Here is a 16,138-nt window from a genome sequence, read left to right as displayed (position 1 = left end):
ACAATTAAAAAAATAGTGATGAAAACAAAACTGAGATTTACACAGAGATTTTTTAGCATTCTATTTATAGCGGGCCTATTGGTCGCCTGCAGTAAAGATGGTGTAGATGGCCCGATTGGGCCACAAGGACCTCAAGGGGAACAGGGACCTCAAGGACCCCAAGGGCCTGCGGGTCAAGATGGTGAGGCACTGGGGGTTCCCGGCCCACAAGGGGAACCAGGTGAAACTGGTCCGCAAGGCCCTCAGGGACCACAGGGAGAACAGGGTGAGACCGGTCCACAAGGGCCTGCCGGGCCGCAAGGGGAACAGGGTGAGACCGGCACTGCCAATGTCATTTATTCAGGTTGGATCGATTCTGAACTTGCCAACAACGTCATCTCAACCTCTGCCTCCTTTTCCATAGATGCCCCACTTATGACTCAAGGTATTATCGATACCGGTGTCATCCTCGTTTTTGGAAAATCAAAACCCAATCCTGTTACCAACGATACCGATGTATATGGAATACCCATTGTATTCGGTGCAGCGCTTCAGCAATCACATTATTTTCGGGCAGAAACAGCTGGGCAGTTAGATATTGTGGTCGCCGCCAATGAAGAAGGTGAACCCGTGGGCGTTCCATTTTTTGGTGAGTACCGATATATCCTTATTCCAGGTGGACAATCAACTGGCGGTAACAGTGGATCGGATACACTAGGTAATAAAACCTCACATACAGATTTATCTAAAATGAGTTACCGGGACATTTTGGAGCAATTCAATATTCCTGAGTAGTACAGATGCGCCTTGCCGGCATGCCGGCAAGGCGTTCAAAATTTAAATTCCCGTCACCTTAAAAGAACAATCGATGAAAAACTTGAATTTCAAATACCTTATACCCGTAATCCTTGTTTTTGTTTCGTGCCAAAAGGAACCCTTGGATTCGATGCCCGTTTCGGAAGCGACCAAAGAAAATTCAACCACCCTAAAAATGGGGTTTACTTCCAATAAGAAGACCTTGAAAACCAAAAAACTGGACCCTAAGGGAAGTTTGAGCCCTAGGTACAACCACCGTTGCCTTGCATTTGAAAACAAAATATGGATTTTGGGAGGAAATCTTCTCGAGGCCGGTGACTATGATAACTATACGAGTGATGACGTATTGTTTAGTACTGATGGTGCCCATTGGAAGTCTGTCTCCGAACAAGCAAACTTCCCAAATCGTTCACTATTCGGTGCCACGGTGTTCCAGGATAAAATGTGGATTACCGGTGGAATCGTAAAAAAAGAGCCCTCAAACACGACAGATTTAAAGAACGATGTTTGGTCTTCCGAAGATGGCATTGAATGGAAGCTGGTCACACCCAAGGCACCATTCCCCCAAAGATTTGAACACACCCTTACCGCCTTCAATGGATCGTTATGGTTGATCGGGGGAGTAGGTTTCAATGAGAAGACCAATATGTATGACACCCTAGCGGATATTTGGAGGAGCTCCGATGGCGTCAATTGGATAAAAGTTACCGATAAGGCCTCTTTTGGCCCACGCAGGTGGCATGCCTCGGTAGTTCATGACGGCAAGCTGTGGGTCGTGGGAGGTGGCGATACCAGTGCCCTTAAAGATGTTTGGTATACCGAGAATGGATCTCAATGGATTCAGGCAACGGACAACTATCCCTTTTCGGCCCGGGTATTTCATACCGTGGAAAGCGATGGGAAACTGATGTGGCTTATTGCTGGCTATATAGGGTTAAACGGACATCAAAATGACATCTGGTACAGCAGTGATGGAGTAACTTGGTACCAGGCCGAAACCTCTCAGACATTTCCGAAACGAGCACAACATGCTTCCGTATTCGTTAATGGCAAACTATGGGTCATCAATGGTACGGCGCCCAGCAACATAAACGGACCTTACAATGTTCATTCCGACGTCTGGTCATTTGAAGACCCTGCCTATACCCAAGGTAAAACCCAAGATTTAAGCTATGAAAATTAACGATGTTCATTGGGACAAAACGCCCTGAAGGACCTAATCCAAAAAATTATTGTAATGAAAAAAATAAGTCTCTTGTTCATTCTGTTACCGATGTTGGTAATGTCCCGGCAAAATAAGGCTATTATAAAGGTAAGTGGCCATGCAGTTCATATCGACCCCACTCCTTCCTTTAATGCAATCGTATCGTTAAGCGGTTCTTATTCAAATTTTCCATCTGAAGTTGTTGGCCTCGAGGAAATGAAAATTCGATATCGGGAAGCCCTAAAAAAAGCAGGCATCTCTTGGGATACCCTTAAAGAAAGCCCCAATGATTTTGGCTATGAAACATTGGGCTATGAAAAAGAGGGTACGATATATGAGTACAGGACAACTTCCGTTTTAGAAATGAAAAAATTTTTAACAATCAAAACCTTTGGCCTTCAACATCTTAGAAGCTTTGCAAGGTTCGCTATTGACGCACATGAGGTCAAAAGACTAAACGAACTCGCTTTGGCAAATGCAAAGGACAAAGCAGTTGCCATCGCCGCCGCTATGGACAAGTAACTGGGCAGTATTCAAGAGGTGGAAGATTTGAACAACAGATGGGGAGAAATGGTCGAGACGTCATTGTACCATGATATTCCTGCCGCTGAATACAAACACTATGTCAACGTAACCTTCTCGGTTAATTAGAATTCTACAGATTATGCTTACTAGCTGAACATCCTATAAATCGTAAAATCATGAAAACAAAAAAACTTAGAAACATCAAGACATCAGGCAGCATTTATTTACTAGGCGTGCTTTTATGGTTCGTTTCATGTCACAAAGAGACCACCGGCATCTTCGACAATACTCAAGCTGCTACCAGCCAAGATGCCGCATTAAAATTTAAATTGACCACAAAGAAAAAATCCTTAAAAACCGTGGAACATACCAAAAGGGCGGGATTAGTTCCAAGGTATGGCCATACTTCCTTGGTATTCGACGATAAGATGTGGGTTCTTGCCGGTAAAGGCGAAGAAGCGATTCCAAAAAACGATATCCAATATAGTGCCAATGGCACCGATTGGCAGGTTGCAACTTCAAGTGCTCCTTTCCCTGCACGCTATGATCATGCATCCACTGTCTTTAACGGTAAAATGTGGGTTGTTGGGGGAAAAATGTATGATCCGGAGGACCATGATCAGCAATATCCGGAAGACCATGACCATTCTTTGTATGATGATGCGTATTCAGAACTAAACGATGTTTGGTCCTCCTCGGACGGGGTCAACTGGGTACAGGTCACCGCTAACGCCGACTTTGAACCTAGAAATGGGCATACGCTTACTGCATTTAACGGATTTCTTTGGCTAATTGGCGGTACCAGTAATGATCAGTCATATGCCATATGTTGTGGTTTCAGGGATGTTTGGAAAAGTTCCAATGGCTCCGATTGGGTCCGGGTTACAGGTTCGGCACCCTTCAACTTAAGGGCCTCCCATACCACTGTGGCCACGGATGATATGTTAGTACTCATAGGCGGAGAACTAAAAGGTGGCTACTGGGAAATATGGTATAGTATTAATGGTGCTGATTGGAACAAGGCACTTGAAGACCCCCCATTTGGTCATCGAAACGGCCATAGCCTTTTACATGACGGATCCCACTTATGGCTCATCGCCGGCCACGGGGCAGTAAACGAAGATCACTATTTGGGTACTGATGTATGGTATAGCAAGAATGGATTGGATTGGATTGAGGCCGGTACTATGGAACAATTTCCGGGTAGAACGAATCATTCCTCGGTGTTCTTCAACAATAGGCTTTGGGTACTAAACGGTCAAGGTATCCCTAAAAAAGGGGAAGTCCTGTATTCGGTACTTTCCGATATCTGGTCTTTGCAAGACCCGGACTGTTGCGTAATCGATGACATTACTATTGAGTAAGAAAGTCGATTGTCTTTGGCTAATACACCATCGGCATGCTATGTTTAAAACTCCTGATTGTTCAGGAGTTTTTGTTTAAGAAATACCCTACTTTATGCTATAGACACCAAGTTTAATTCAACAGATGAAACAGTTTGGACAAAATAATTCCAAATAAGATACTAAAGCCTCCCAAAGTTTGTTAATAACTTGCCCGTACCGTAACTTTGCAAAGCTAAATTAACAACTAATGAGCGGATTGATAAAATCTTCGTTGGCCCGAAAAGTAGTGATGGCGCTTTCAGGCCTCTTCCTAGTTCTTTTTCTCGTTTTGCATGTATCCCTTAACCTCGCTTCGGTGGTTTCACCGGATTTTTTCAATGAGGCTTCCCATTTTATGGGATATAACCCTTTGGTCCAATTTGTGATGCAGCCGATTTTAATCGCGGGCGTCATCATACATTTTGTGATGGGATTTATCCTGGAGGCCCAAAACAGGGCAGCGCGAGGGGTAGGCTATGTAATGTACAAAGGGAGTGCCAATGCCTCTTGGGTGTCTAGGAACATGATTTATTCCGGTTTGGTCGTCCTAGCCTTTTTAGGATTGCATTTTTATGATTTCTGGATCCATGAAATGGCATATAAGTATGTGGAAGCCAATCCGGCAGATCCAACGAGATACTACGTTGAAACAGTGGAAAAATTTGAACCTATCTGGAGAACTCTTATCTATGTTGTAGCTTTTGTATTGTTGAGTCTACATTTATGGCATGGGTTTGCTTCCTCATTCCAGACCATGGGTGTAAACAACAAATACACGCCCGCAATCAAATCGTTTACAAAAATATTCGCGGTGGTCGTTCCGTTGGCTTTTGCTTTTATCGCCATTTACCACCACCTTAACCCAATAACACATTAATCATGGGCATATTGGATTCTAAAGTACCTTCCGGGCCACTGGCCGATAAATGGACGAATCATAAAAACCATATTGAACTGGTCAATCCGGCCAACAAGCGAAACATCGATGTCATCGTTGTGGGAACAGGGCTCGCCGGAGGTTCGGCCGCAGCTACCCTCGCAGAGCTCGGCTACAACGTGAAGACCTTCTGCTATCAAGATTCACCAAGGAGGGCGCATTCAATTGCAGCACAGGGAGGAATCAATGCCGCCAAAAACTATCAGGGTGATGGCGACAGTGTATACCGCCTTTTCTATGATACCGTAAAGGGGGGCGACTATCGATCGCGTGAGGCCAACGTATACCGATTGGCCGAAGTGTCGACCAACATCATTGACCAATGTGTCGCACAAGGAGTTCCTTTTGCGAGGGAGTATGGCGGCCTGTTGGACAACCGCTCTTTTGGTGGGGTATTGGTATCCCGTACTTTCTATGCCAAAGGCCAGACCGGACAACAGTTACTCTTGGGGGCTTATGCCGCCATGAACCGCCAGATACAACGTGGAAAAATCCAGTCGCATACCCGTCATGAAATGCTCGACCTGGTATTGGTCGATGGTAAGGCACGCGGAATTATCGCAAGGAATCTAGTAACGGGTGAAATAGAACGCCATTCGGCCCATGCCGTGGTTTTGGCTACCGGAGGATATGGAAACCTATTCTTTCTTTCGACCTATTGTATGGGGGCCAATGTAATGGCCGCCTGGAAGGCGCATAAGAAAGGGGCCTTTTTCGCCAACCCATGTTTTACACAAATACACCCTACCTGCATTCCCGTCTCGGGAGATCACCAATCGAAACTCACCCTGATGTCGGAATCGCTGCGAAACGATGGCCGTATTTGGGTACCCAAAAGATTGGAAGATGCAAAAGCCATTCGAGAGGGTAAACTAAAACCCACCCAGTTAAAAGAAGAGGATCGTGACTACTACTTGGAGCGGCGGTATCCCGCTTTTGGGAACTTAGTGCCGCGAGACGTTGCCTCCAGGGCTGCCAAAGAACGTTGTGATGCGGGATACGGTGTCAATAAAACCGGTGAGGCCGTATACCTTGATTTCGATGCCGCAATTATGCGCTATGGTAGGGAAAAAGCCCTGACGTCGGGAATGAAGGATGCGGATGATAAGACCGTTCGCAAATTAGGTGAGGAAATAGTCGAGGCCAAGTACGGAAACCTCTTCCAGATGTATGAAAAAATTGTTGATCAGAACCCTTATAAGACCCCGATGATGATTTATCCCGCAGTGCATTATACCATGGGCGGACTCTGGGTCGATTACAACCTTCAGACCACTATTCCCGGATGTTATGCCGCCGGAGAGTGTAATTTTAGCGATCACGGAGCCAACCGATTGGGGGCCTCCGCGTTGATGCAAGGACTGGCCGACGGATATTTCGTACTGCCCTATACCATAGGGGATTATTTATCAAATGATATTCGTACCGGTAAAATACCTACCGATTCCCCCGAGTTCGACCAAGCCGAAACCCATGTAAGGGAACGATTGGAAAAATTGATGTCTGGCAAAGGAGAACATTCCGTGGACTACTATCATAAGAAGTTGGGCAAAATCATGTGGAACAAGTGCGGAATGAGCCGCAATGCGAAGGAGTTGCAGGAAGCCATCGATGAGATTGCAGAACTGCGTGCCGATTTCTGGGAAAACGTTCGTGTTCCGGGCACTGCGGACAGTAAAAATCAAGAACTTGAAAAAGCGGGTCGTGTGGCAGATTTCCTGGAACTGGGAGAACTGTTCGCAAAGGACGCCTTGACCAGAAATGAGTCGTGTGGCGGACATTTCCGTGAAGAATATCAAACTCCGGAAGGCGAAGCCCTTAGAGACGACGAAAATTTTACGTTCGTTTCAGCATGGGAGTACAAAGGAGAACCGAAAGATGCCGTTCTTCACAAAGAAGAGTTGGTCTACGAAAATATTGAAGTGAAAACAAGAAGTTATAAGTAGTTTATCAATCAGTAATGTATTCTTAAAACAATTGATACAATACTAAAATTGACAAATTTTCAAATTAATTGCTATGAAATTACACTTAAAGATCTGGCGCCAAAAAGATGCGAATTCCAAAGGACAAATGGTGGATTATCCTTTGAACGGGGTTGAGGAGGATATGTCTTTTTTGGAAATGCTAGACGTACTGAACGAGCAGTTGATCAGCAAAGGGGAAGAGCCTATTGAGTTTGATCATGACTGCAGGGAAGGTATTTGCGGTACCTGCTCCTTGATGATCAATGGCCGTGCACATGGTCCCGATACGCGTATCACGGTGTGCCAATTACACATGCGTAGCTTTAATGACGGTGATGAAATCGTCATTGAGCCATGGCGTGCAAAAGCCTTTCCTGTGATAAAAGATTTGATTGTCGACAGAACTGCTTTCGACAGAATTCAACAGGCAGGGGGCTACATCTCGGTAAACACTTCGGGAAACCCTGTCGATGCCAACGCCATTCCCATAGAAAAAGATGTGGCCGACCAAGCATTTAATGCCGCGACCTGTATTGGATGTGGCGCCTGTGTGGCTGCCTGCAAGAATGCCAGTGCCATGCTCTTTACGTCTGCCAAAGTATCACAATTCGCCCTGTTACCGCAAGGTCAAGTGGAAGCTACCGAAAGGGTGCAGAACATGGTTCGCCAAATGGACTTGGAAGGCTTTGGAAATTGCACCAATACCGGTGCCTGTGAAGTAGAGTGCCCAAAAGGCATCTCTTTAGAGAACATAGCACGTATGAATAGGGAGTATTTAAATGCTGCAGTGAAAGCCTAATCCCCTTAAAATCTAAAGCACTAGGCAGCGTACTTTATAAAGTCAAGAGTTAGACCCCAAGGTTTTGAAAACCCTTGGGGTCTTCTTATTTTTAGAGATGTCCAAAAACTATTCGGAAAAACGTATCAAAGTACCTCGTTTCAACGAGGAATCCGGGTTTTACACCACTCCCGAACGTTCAAAAATCATGAGTAAAATCCGGGGAAAGGATACGAAGCCGGAGCTTGCCTTTCGAAAAGCGCTGTATGCTGCAGGCTACCGATATCGAATAGACTATAAAAAATTAATCGGTAAACCCGATATCGCCCTAAAAAAATACAAGACCGTTATTTTTATCGATGGTGAATATTGGCACGGCCACAACTGGGAAGAACGAAAACCAAAAATTAAGACGAACCGGGATTTTTGGATTGCCAAAATAGAACGGAACATTCAGCGAGACCTCGAAGTGAACGCCGAATTAAATCGACTTGGCTATACGGTTTTTAGATTTTGGGAGCGTGAAATCAAAAAAGAGTTGGACCGTTGCATACAGGAAGTCATCTCCCATTTAAGTGAAATAAACCCTGATGACTAGCTATCTACCTGCTTTTTGATGACGGCGAAAAGTTGGTTGATATCCTTCAACAAAATCGCGAAGTCGGCATATTCGGGAGAGGTATTGAAACTATGGCAGATAATGGTATCCTGCTTTTCATTGACACCAACTATCTCTTTACACAAAATACCTTCCTTATATACAATGATGAAAATGTGGTGCTTTTCAATCAACTGGCCTATATTTTTCTTGGAAACCAGTTTGCCAAGAACAACCGAGTTAAGCGGAATGCTTTCGACTTCTCCATTATCCATAGCCCGGTTTGCAATTTCGAAGGCCACGCATTCGCTTTGGTCGTAGTGCTCTAGCACAAAACTTACGCGAGGGCGTTTCAGGATGAAATCGTCATCCTCATAACTCCTTACATAAGCGGCATAAAAATCTTCGGTGATCAAAGGAACTATCGCCAAGTACTTGTTGTTCTCCAAGGTCTTGAATTCGCTGTTTCCCCTTAAATTAGTTCCATTGATATGATAAAGCCCTTGATTTTCCTCCAATTCGAGCCGATACAATTCCGAAAGGGTCATCTCGAAGTATTGCGCAATTTTTGTAAGATTTTTGATGGGTATATTAGCGTTTTTCTTCTCATAAAGCTGAATTGTACGTAAACTCACACCAATAGCTACGGCTAAATCCGTCTGACTTATATTTTTTTTACGCCTTAATTGCTTGAATATAAACATAAAATCATAATATTGTGTAATAATCTTACATATATTGAATACTATAGCACATATTATTACATCTATCTGTAACCCGTTTACAAACAAATATAACAAAATATGCAACCTAATTGAGTATTTGCCCCGATTTGACCAACATATCCGGTGCCCCTCAAAAAAGTGTAACCTTAACTATTAAATAAACCAACATGAAATTCAATGAAGAAGACTTCGGAAAGCCTATAGATGAGCGATTGTCAACTACCCTCCGTAGGAACACTACCAAGAACGACTATGCCAATGTCGCCGGTCGTACCAACATTAGTTTTTCTACCATTAGGGATGTGATATACAGAACCAACAGTTTGACCAAAGGAAATTCCAAGGCTATCCAAGCGCTCATCAAAATTGCCTTTGACAACTCATTGGCCAAACAGTTACAGGCCGAAGGAGACAAGAAATACCTCAACCGATTGTTATAGCGGGGAAAATGACGTTCAGGTACTATATATCAGTGGCTATTTACGTACTTTTGAAGTGACTTCAATATCCATGCTAGCTTCAAAAAACACTTTCCGTTCCAAACTCCCTAATGTAAAAACAACGATTTTTACCACTGTCGGCAACCTTGCGCGAAAACATGGCGCCCTTGACCTGTCCCAAGGTTTTCCCAATTTCGATGCAGATCCCCTACTTATCGAATTGGTGGCCCAAGCCATGAAAAAAGGGCATAACCAATATGCCCCGATGCAAGGATACTACGGCTTGCGGGAAGCGATTACAAACAAAATACAGAAGCTGCACCAAAGGATGTATGATCCTGAAAATGAAATTACCATTACCGTTGGCGCTACACAGGCCATTTTTACGGCTATCACCGCCTTCGTGCATCCTGGGGATGAGGTAATCGTGCTAAAACCGGCGTACGATTGCTATGAACCTGCCATCGAATTGAGTGGGGGTATTCCCGTTTTACTACAACTGAACAACAAGGATTTCAAGGTAGATTGGAATGCATTCCGAAGTATAATCTCCCCTAAGACCAGAATGGTCATAATCAATACACCGCACAATCCGAGCGGCGCTATTTTTTCGAGGGAAGATATGCTGCAACTAGAGGAAATATTGCGGCCCACCAACATCATTCTCGTAAGTGATGAGGTGTATGAACACATTGTGTTCGACGGCCAAGAGCATGAAAGTGCATCCCGTTTCGATAATCTGGCTTCCCGCAGCTTTGTCTGCGCCTCATTCGGCAAAACCTTTCATGTCACTGGTTGGAAAATGGGCTACTGCGTTGCCCCTGCGCCATTGATGAAAGAGTTTCTAAAGACCCATCAGTTTGCGGTTTTTTCGGTAGACCATCCTGTGCAGCGGGCCTTGGCGGAATATCTAAGAAACGAACGAAATTATTTAGGGCTAGGTGGTTTCTACCAACAAAAAAGGGATTTCTTCCTCAATCGTTTATCCAGTTCAAAATTCAAGTTTACCCCCTCTCACGGCACTTATTTTCAATTGCTCGATTTTTCCGAAGTAAGCAGCGAATCGGACGAAGCGCTTGCCGAGCGACTGATTATTGATCATAAACTGGCTTGCATTCCGATTTCCTCTTTTAATCTTGATCACCAAGATCACCAATTGCTGCGTTTTTGTTTTGCCAAAACCGAGGAGACTTTGGAAAGCGCAACCAATATTTTGAATAAACTCTAATCCATGGGAACCAAACGCACTTTGCTGTGGTTGGGTATGTAATTCTTTCCCGTAACAATGGCCTCCATGTCCTTCTCGATTGAAATTACCGGTGATTCTATGATTCGGTTGACCTCCTTACCATCCTTGTAGAAAATAAAGGTCGGCACCTTTACGATATTCAAACCCTTTTCCTCCCCTCCAGGGCTTTTTTTGTAATTCGGTTGTACATGGTCGACTGCCACCATGAGTAATTGATCCATCGGAAACTTCGCCGCTTCCAAGACGCTGTAAAATCGAGGAACTTCCCTTTTGCTGTCACCACACCAAGTGCCCATAAATGCCTTTATCTTATACTTTTTTAATTGTTCATTGACCCCTTTCAAGGTAGCGGTATCTACAGTGTACCCTGTAAACTCTGGCTCGAACCAGCTTACAAAAGAATCTTTCATGAAGGCAATTTTATTGACCTGGCCCAGTAATTTTTCCTGACCGTTTGATTCAATAACCTTCTGATTGACGTTCTGGCCATGGCAGTTGACAGCTATCACAGAACAAAGTATCGCTAGTGTAAATACTACATTCGTTCTCATACGCTATGGGTTTAATTTTCCCAAACCTATGGCGCCATGAATCGCCCTGCCAGCTTTCTAGACCCAAACCGGAAACGGCAGTTCCAACTACCTTTTCGAGCCTATAAAACGCAAAGTCTTATAAAAGAGGTCGTTTATATGATTGAAACGGCTTTTCATATAGTGTTTTTGAACAGTCTGTACTTTTTCGCTACTTTCCCCCTATGTCTACTTTAAGCCATCGAATTTATGAAGTGCTGATACACCTACTATTCTGGGCCTTGTTTGTATTTGTATCGCTCTTTGTTTTTTCGAATTACTACTGGCGGGAAAACCCTTTTTTGCAATATTTCTTTATACTAGTCGGTATTGTATATACAAACAACGGGGTGCTATTGCCCTTTTTTATTCGAAAACGCTACTATCTTTTGTATGCCTTAACCATAGGGGCCATCTCCTTTTTAGGAACACAGGCCTATTGTCACTTTTTTGCGGAATGTGGCTGTAGTATCATGAAATGCCTATCCGATTATCTTTGGCAAACCCTAGTGCCTATCGTTTTCTTTTCCTTCTTATGGATGTTATATGGATATCTGAAAAAACAAGATGAGCTAGAAGCTATCAAACAAGAAAATACCGAAATGGAATTACAGTTCCTAAAGTCACAGATTAACCCGCATGTGCTGTTCAACAATTTGAATACCATCTATTCCTATTCCTTGGAACAACCGGATGAAGTGCCGGAAATGATCTTGATGCTTTCCGACAATCTGAAACATGTCCTTTATGAAAGCAATACCCATAAAATAGAGCTTCAGAAAGAGCTGGATTATATCGAAAACTATATTGCATTTCAAAAACTACGCACGCAAAATATCAAACAAATCGACTACCGCCTTGACGTAGACGCAACCAACCATGAAATTGCTCCTTTATTGCTCATCACAATTATTGAAAACGCCTTCAAACACAGTGCCCCAAAAAGTAAGGTTGCTATCAAAATACGAATAAAGGAAGGGGTTCTGGAATGTGAATGCAGTAATAGACCCGTGTCAAGGAAAGCCAAGGAGGTCAGCTCAAAAATCGGGCTCAAAAATCTTCAGAAGCGACTGTCACTTTTGTATCCCAACCAGCACGAACTACGAATTACAGAGACCGAGGACTATACCGTTTATCTAAAATTGCATCTGACATGAAGTGCGTTATTATTGAAGATGAACTTCCTGCACAAAGGATACTAAAAAACTATATGGCCAAACTGCCTGATTTGCAGTTAATTAATAGTTATCAATCGGCATTGGAAGCGAATTCTATGTTGCAGAACCAGCAAATCGATGTTGTATTCCTTGATATTAACCTACCTGATATATCGGGACTACACTATATCAAAACACTTAGTAACCCCCCGGCTATTGTTATAACCACCGCTTATCCCGAGCATGCCGTCGAAAGTTTTGAATTGGATACGATTTGCGACTACTTGGTAAAGCCCTTTTCGTTCGAGCGTTTCTTGAAGGCCATAAACAAAGCCCGAAAGCATTGGAAACGCAGCAGCTTTCAACGCGATTCGGTACGAAAGCCTGCGCATGCCCTTTTCTTGAACGTTGATAAGACCTTGCATAAAATTGAAATCGATACCATTCTGTACATCGAATCGGACAAAAACTATGTCACCGTCGCCACCCGAAACGGAAAGCTCTCCTACTTGGAATCCTTGAAGAACTGGGTGGAAACGCTACCTGATTCACAATTTGTCCAGGTACATAAATCGTACATTATCAATTATAGCGAAATCGATAAAATAGTTGGGAACACTATTTTTATCCAAGGTAAGAAAATCCCAATAGGCCGTGTATACAAGGCTTCCTTAAAGAAAAAGCTGAAATTGTAGCGAAATACCTTTATTCCAAGGCTGCATTGACCATGGCCATGAACTCACCTATTTTATTGGGCTGCAACCAACGGGTGACTATTACCATATCGTTTTCCTCGTCAATGATAATAAAGTTACCTCCAAAACCTGCTGCATAGTATAGATTTTCCGAAAGGCCCTCCCAATAACGGGCACCCTTCTTGTTCAACCACCACATATAGCCATAGTTGATATTGGGTTTAGAGGGTTCAATGGCTTTTTGGATCCATGATTCACTGACCAATCGTTCGTTGTTCCATGTACCCCTGTTCAGGAATAGAAGCCCAAAACGGGCCATGTCCTCGGTGTTGATAAAGAGTCCTGCCCCGGAATGGCCGCCCCCAGTGACCGATTTCATCTGTAGTCCGTCAATTTCCGTCCACGCATGCTCGTATCCATGCCAGCGCCATGTGGTAGATGCCCCGATTTTATCCATCAGATGTTCCTTGAGCACCACGGGTAGCGGTTTTCGCCAAACGTGGGTCAATGCGTAGGCCAGTACATTGACCCGCACATCATTGTATTCCATAACGGTACCAGGTTCGTTGAGCTTCCGGAATTTCCACTCATCAAGGCCACCTTCTTTCGGGGGCCTGTCGGCCCAATCCTTTCCACCCCAAAGTTCACCCGACCAGTCTGAATTCTGTTGTAAAAGATGTTCCCACCTTATCTTGCTATTATGTTCCCCTCCAAAGGTACCATCCCATATGTAGGCATTTACCTTCTCAGAGGTACTGCCGATTAAACCCTGGTCTACGGCGAGCCCCGCAACCGTACTTAAAAAGCTCTTTGTAACGCTAAAGGTCATATCGACTCTCTTGGTATCGCCCCATTGAGCAATCGAGTAACCACTTTTTAAAATCATTCCCGCGGGACCACCCCGCTTTTTGGTGGGGCCTAAAATTTCGTGAAACGGCTCCCTTTCAAAACCTTTTAGAATGGCGATGCGCAGGTCTCGAGAACCGGAGTACTCATTCGCTTTTGCAAACGCGACCGCCTCAATGAGTTTCCCCGAATCCATCATTACCTCTTTAGGGAGTTTTTGTTCCCAAATGGAATTCCCATCAGGGGGATAGTATGTGGTCTGGGCGACTAAAAAAGTAAAGGTCGATAAAAATATAAATGAGGATGCAACGAGTTTCATTACTCCATTGTTATTTGATAAAGATAATAAATATAGGCTCTCGTCAATAAAGGCATCTTTAATCTAATTTATTATTTACAAATGATTTTTACTAGTATTTGTAAGTTTATACTGCTTTAATTTATCAGTATACTTTAAGATAAGTAGCTATTACTTTGCTTAAATTAACAATTATATTTACATTGTTTGTAAATTATGATGTTTCTATCATTGACATCAGAGATTACGAAAAAGGCATTGCTATATCTTCAGGAAATCGTTCACCATAAAAATACATTGTCATGAAAAACAAATACCTGCTTTTTACACTAATTTGTTCCATTTTTACTATCCCATATTCTTATTGTCAAATACAGGATGAGTTGAAGGCTTTCCCTTCAGCGGAAGGGTTTGGAAAGTATGCTACCGGTGGCCGCACCGGGCAGGTTATTAAGGTAAACAATCTAGACTCTTCAGGGGAAGAAAGTCTAAGGCGGGCATTGACAACAAGTGGTCCTAGGTATATCGTTTTTGAAAAAGCCGGCTATATTACCCCGGGATCGAGCAGTATTGTCCCTTTGAGCGACTATACTCTTTTCGGACAATCAGCTTTTCGGGCAGGAGGAGATGGAATTTCGCTGAGGCAGCAGGTAGGGGGGAATACGACTGTCCCCTTACTATCTTCGGGAGGAACGGAGGCAAATGGATGGGGTAATGCGGTAATGCGCTATATAAGGTTCCGTGGCGGAACCAATAATGGCCAAAACGATGCCGGAGACAATTTCGAGCCTTGGGGAAATGACGGCGTACATATTATAGACCATTGTAGTTTTGCATTCGGGGTCGATGAAAACGTATCGTTCTCCACACAGGGATCAATAACTATGCAGTATTCGATCATATCCTCCGCACTAGCTTACGCAGGGCATGAGAGCAATGGGCCATTACATAGCATGGGTACATTAACTTCGGCAACGCCAAACGTAACTTATTTTGGCAACTTAATGGCCAACAACAATCAAAGGAATCCAAATATTCAAGGAAAATCAACCGGGGACACCAAAATCGAATTCGTGAACAATTATATCTACAACCATGGAGCGTTCGGCATTCAAATTAATCCTGGAATAGGAACTTACAAGGCCGATTTTATTGGCAACAAAATGAAACCAGGGCCGAACACGAATACTAATAGATATGGGTTCCATTGGCCAGATAACCGTGTATTTACATCTCCGAATTTCGCTAACCATAGACTTTACGTCAATGACAATTACAGTCACAAGAGAACACTATCAAGTCAAACCGAATGGGCTTTTGTCGGTTCAGATGACGATAACATAAATGCAATTAGCGAGGGCACACATAGGGTAATGGCCCCTTTTAATTTCACAGGACTTGCAACAAAAGCTATTCCTTCCGGAGACTTGGAAAGCATTATGTTACCGCACATAGGAGCAAGTATGTCCAGAGATGCAGAAGATGTGAGATCTATCAATAATGCGATCAGCAACACGGGTGAATTTATAAACGGAGACGGATTTACCGGGGGTGGGTATCGGCAATTTTCTGAAGCCGCAGGGTATGATTCATTGAACGATGTGGGTACTATTATCGACACTAACAACAATGGCATTAGCGATAATCTGGAAGCGCCTGGTGTGGATTTTGGCAATGGTATCCGCATTCCCGCAGGACAGAGCCTTACCGGTAGCCACAACCAAGTGATTCCCTATTACGAGAACGAGGCTGGTCAACTATGGGCTAATCCCGGGTACGAACTTATAGAAGTGGTATACTTCAACCAGCAAGACTATGATGCGATGACCTGGGTAACGGCATCTACCAATTCCTGTCCGGACACCCTGACCAACGAGGACGGCGCTATCTCGTTCTTGGCGCCCGTCTGGGAGGACAACCTACAGGGACCGGACTACGTCTTCGCCGGCGTGGGAGCGGGCCAGGCCAAC

15 protein-coding genes and 1 pseudogene are annotated in these 16,138 nt (G+C 43.9%); 13 read left to right on the top strand and 3 right to left on the bottom strand.

Translation table 11 applies throughout. The features are described 5' to 3' along the window. The first annotated feature begins 18 nt into the window (after positions 1-18). The 8 genes from FK220_RS20205 to FK220_RS13145 all read left to right on the top strand — a co-directional run bounded on the left by FK220_RS20205 (position 19) and on the right by FK220_RS13145 (position 8,189). Positions 19-774, top strand: a complete 756-nt coding sequence (locus FK220_RS20205; protein WP_166204908.1) for a collagen-like protein — start codon at positions 19-21, stop codon at positions 772-774. A gap of 73 nt (positions 775-847) precedes the next feature. After that, positions 848-1,978, top strand: coding sequence for a Kelch repeat-containing protein (locus FK220_RS13175; protein ID WP_152574813.1), 1,131 nt, complete (start codon positions 848-850; stop codon positions 1,976-1,978). Positions 1,979-2,032: 54 nt separating this feature from the next. Beyond that, complete coding sequence (locus tag FK220_RS13170; protein WP_152574812.1) at positions 2,033-2,521, top strand: hypothetical protein; 489 nt, start codon at positions 2,033-2,035, stop codon at positions 2,519-2,521. A gap of 179 nt (positions 2,522-2,700) precedes the next feature. Further along, entirely contained in the window at positions 2,701-3,888 is a 1,188-nt protein-coding gene (locus FK220_RS13165; RefSeq protein WP_152574811.1) for a Kelch repeat-containing protein, read from the top strand. 229 nt (positions 3,889-4,117) lie between these two features. Continuing rightward, positions 4,118-4,786, top strand: a complete 669-nt coding sequence (locus tag FK220_RS13160) for a succinate dehydrogenase cytochrome b subunit (RefSeq protein ID WP_152574810.1) — start codon at positions 4,118-4,120, stop codon at positions 4,784-4,786. 2 nt (positions 4,787-4,788) lie between these two features. Continuing rightward, on the top strand, positions 4,789-6,792 hold the full coding sequence (locus FK220_RS13155; protein ID WP_152574809.1) for a fumarate reductase/succinate dehydrogenase flavoprotein subunit: 2,004 nt from the start codon (positions 4,789-4,791) through the stop codon (positions 6,790-6,792). Between the two features lie 73 nt (positions 6,793-6,865). Continuing rightward, positions 6,866-7,612 (top strand): succinate dehydrogenase/fumarate reductase iron-sulfur subunit, encoded by a 747-nt coding sequence (locus FK220_RS13150; protein ID WP_152574808.1) that lies wholly within the window; start codon positions 6,866-6,868, stop codon positions 7,610-7,612. 97 nt (positions 7,613-7,709) lie between these two features. After that, positions 7,710-8,189, top strand: a complete 480-nt coding sequence (locus FK220_RS13145) for a very short patch repair endonuclease (protein WP_152574807.1) — start codon at positions 7,710-7,712, stop codon at positions 8,187-8,189. Here the strand turns inward: FK220_RS13145 and FK220_RS13140 are convergent. Then, positions 8,186-8,893 carry a helix-turn-helix domain-containing protein gene (locus FK220_RS13140; protein WP_152574806.1) on the bottom strand — a complete coding sequence of 236 codons (708 nt, stop codon included), beginning with the start codon at positions 8,891-8,893 and terminating at the stop codon, positions 8,186-8,188. The two genes, FK220_RS13145 and FK220_RS13140, sit on opposite strands and share 4 nt — an antisense overlap. A 188-nt stretch (positions 8,894-9,081) precedes the next feature. On the opposite strand from FK220_RS13140, the gene FK220_RS13135 reads away from it, so the two are divergent. Further along, a complete protein-coding gene (locus FK220_RS13135; RefSeq protein ID WP_152574805.1) occupies positions 9,082-9,354 on the top strand; it encodes a hypothetical protein in 273 nt (90 codons plus the stop codon). Positions 9,355-9,424: 70 nt separating this feature from the next. Continuing rightward, positions 9,425-10,582, top strand: coding sequence for a methionine aminotransferase (locus tag FK220_RS13130; protein ID WP_152574804.1), 1,158 nt, complete (start codon positions 9,425-9,427; stop codon positions 10,580-10,582). Here the strand turns inward: FK220_RS13130 and FK220_RS13125 are convergent. Next, positions 10,579-11,154: a thioredoxin family protein gene (locus FK220_RS13125; protein WP_152574803.1), complete on the bottom strand. Its 576-nt coding sequence runs from the start codon at positions 11,152-11,154 to the stop codon at positions 10,579-10,581. The genes FK220_RS13130 and FK220_RS13125 overlap by 4 nt on opposite strands. Positions 11,155-11,357: 203 nt before the next feature. Between FK220_RS13125 and FK220_RS13120 the strand changes: the two genes are divergently transcribed. Together FK220_RS13120 and FK220_RS13115 are read left to right on the top strand one after the other, a co-directional pair. Further along, positions 11,358-12,329 carry a sensor histidine kinase gene (locus FK220_RS13120; RefSeq protein WP_152574802.1) on the top strand — a complete coding sequence of 324 codons (972 nt, stop codon included), beginning with the start codon at positions 11,358-11,360 and terminating at the stop codon, positions 12,327-12,329. Beyond that, the gene (locus FK220_RS13115; RefSeq protein ID WP_152574801.1) at positions 12,326-13,024 is read left to right on the top strand and encodes a LytR/AlgR family response regulator transcription factor; all 699 of its coding nucleotides are present in this window, start codon (positions 12,326-12,328) and stop codon (positions 13,022-13,024) included. The genes FK220_RS13120 and FK220_RS13115 overlap by 4 nt, the downstream gene beginning before the upstream one ends. 10 nt (positions 13,025-13,034) lie before the next feature. On the opposite strand, the gene FK220_RS13110 is transcribed toward FK220_RS13115, so the two are convergent. Further along, entirely contained in the window at positions 13,035-14,189 is a 1,155-nt protein-coding gene (locus FK220_RS13110) for a serine hydrolase domain-containing protein (protein WP_152574800.1), read from the bottom strand. 281 nt (positions 14,190-14,470) lie between these two features. Here FK220_RS13110 and FK220_RS13105 point away from each other — a divergent pair. Further along, positions 14,471-16,138 (top strand): annotated as a pseudogene (locus FK220_RS13105) (hypothetical protein); the annotation flags it as partial.

Source organism: Pelagihabitans pacificus (assembly GCF_009371985.2).
GTDB lineage: Bacteria > Bacteroidota > Bacteroidia > Flavobacteriales > Flavobacteriaceae > Pelagihabitans > Pelagihabitans pacificus.
Note: the sequence above shows the minus strand (reverse complement) of the source record. Positions and strands in the feature narration are given on the sequence as shown.

Bases quoted from the DNA above. Each gene is read 5' to 3' on its own strand.
- FK220_RS20205 (WP_166204908.1), top strand. From the start codon at position 19: ATGAAAACAAAACTGAGATTTACACAGAGATTTTTTAGCATTCTATTT.
- FK220_RS13175 (WP_152574813.1), top strand. From the start codon at position 848: ATGAAAAACTTGAATTTCAAATACCTTATACCCGTAATCCTTGTTTTT.
- FK220_RS13170 (WP_152574812.1), top strand. From the start codon at position 2,033: ATGAAAAAAATAAGTCTCTTGTTCATTCTGTTACCGATGTTGGTAATG.
- FK220_RS13165 (WP_152574811.1), top strand. From the start codon at position 2,701: ATGAAAACAAAAAAACTTAGAAACATCAAGACATCAGGCAGCATTTAT.
- FK220_RS13160 (WP_152574810.1), top strand. From the start codon at position 4,118: ATGAGCGGATTGATAAAATCTTCGTTGGCCCGAAAAGTAGTGATGGCG.
- FK220_RS13155 (WP_152574809.1), top strand. From the start codon at position 4,789: ATGGGCATATTGGATTCTAAAGTACCTTCCGGGCCACTGGCCGATAAA.
- FK220_RS13150 (WP_152574808.1), top strand. From the start codon at position 6,866: ATGAAATTACACTTAAAGATCTGGCGCCAAAAAGATGCGAATTCCAAA.
- FK220_RS13145 (WP_152574807.1), top strand. From the start codon at position 7,710: ATGTCCAAAAACTATTCGGAAAAACGTATCAAAGTACCTCGTTTCAAC.
- FK220_RS13140 (WP_152574806.1), bottom strand. From the start codon at position 8,893: ATGTTTATATTCAAGCAATTAAGGCGTAAAAAAAATATAAGTCAGACG.
- FK220_RS13135 (WP_152574805.1), top strand. From the start codon at position 9,082: ATGAAATTCAATGAAGAAGACTTCGGAAAGCCTATAGATGAGCGATTG.
- FK220_RS13130 (WP_152574804.1), top strand. From the start codon at position 9,425: ATGCTAGCTTCAAAAAACACTTTCCGTTCCAAACTCCCTAATGTAAAA.
- FK220_RS13125 (WP_152574803.1), bottom strand. From the start codon at position 11,154: ATGAGAACGAATGTAGTATTTACACTAGCGATACTTTGTTCTGTGATA.
- FK220_RS13120 (WP_152574802.1), top strand. From the start codon at position 11,358: ATGTCTACTTTAAGCCATCGAATTTATGAAGTGCTGATACACCTACTA.
- FK220_RS13115 (WP_152574801.1), top strand. From the start codon at position 12,326: ATGAAGTGCGTTATTATTGAAGATGAACTTCCTGCACAAAGGATACTA.
- FK220_RS13110 (WP_152574800.1), bottom strand. From the start codon at position 14,189: ATGAAACTCGTTGCATCCTCATTTATATTTTTATCGACCTTTACTTTT.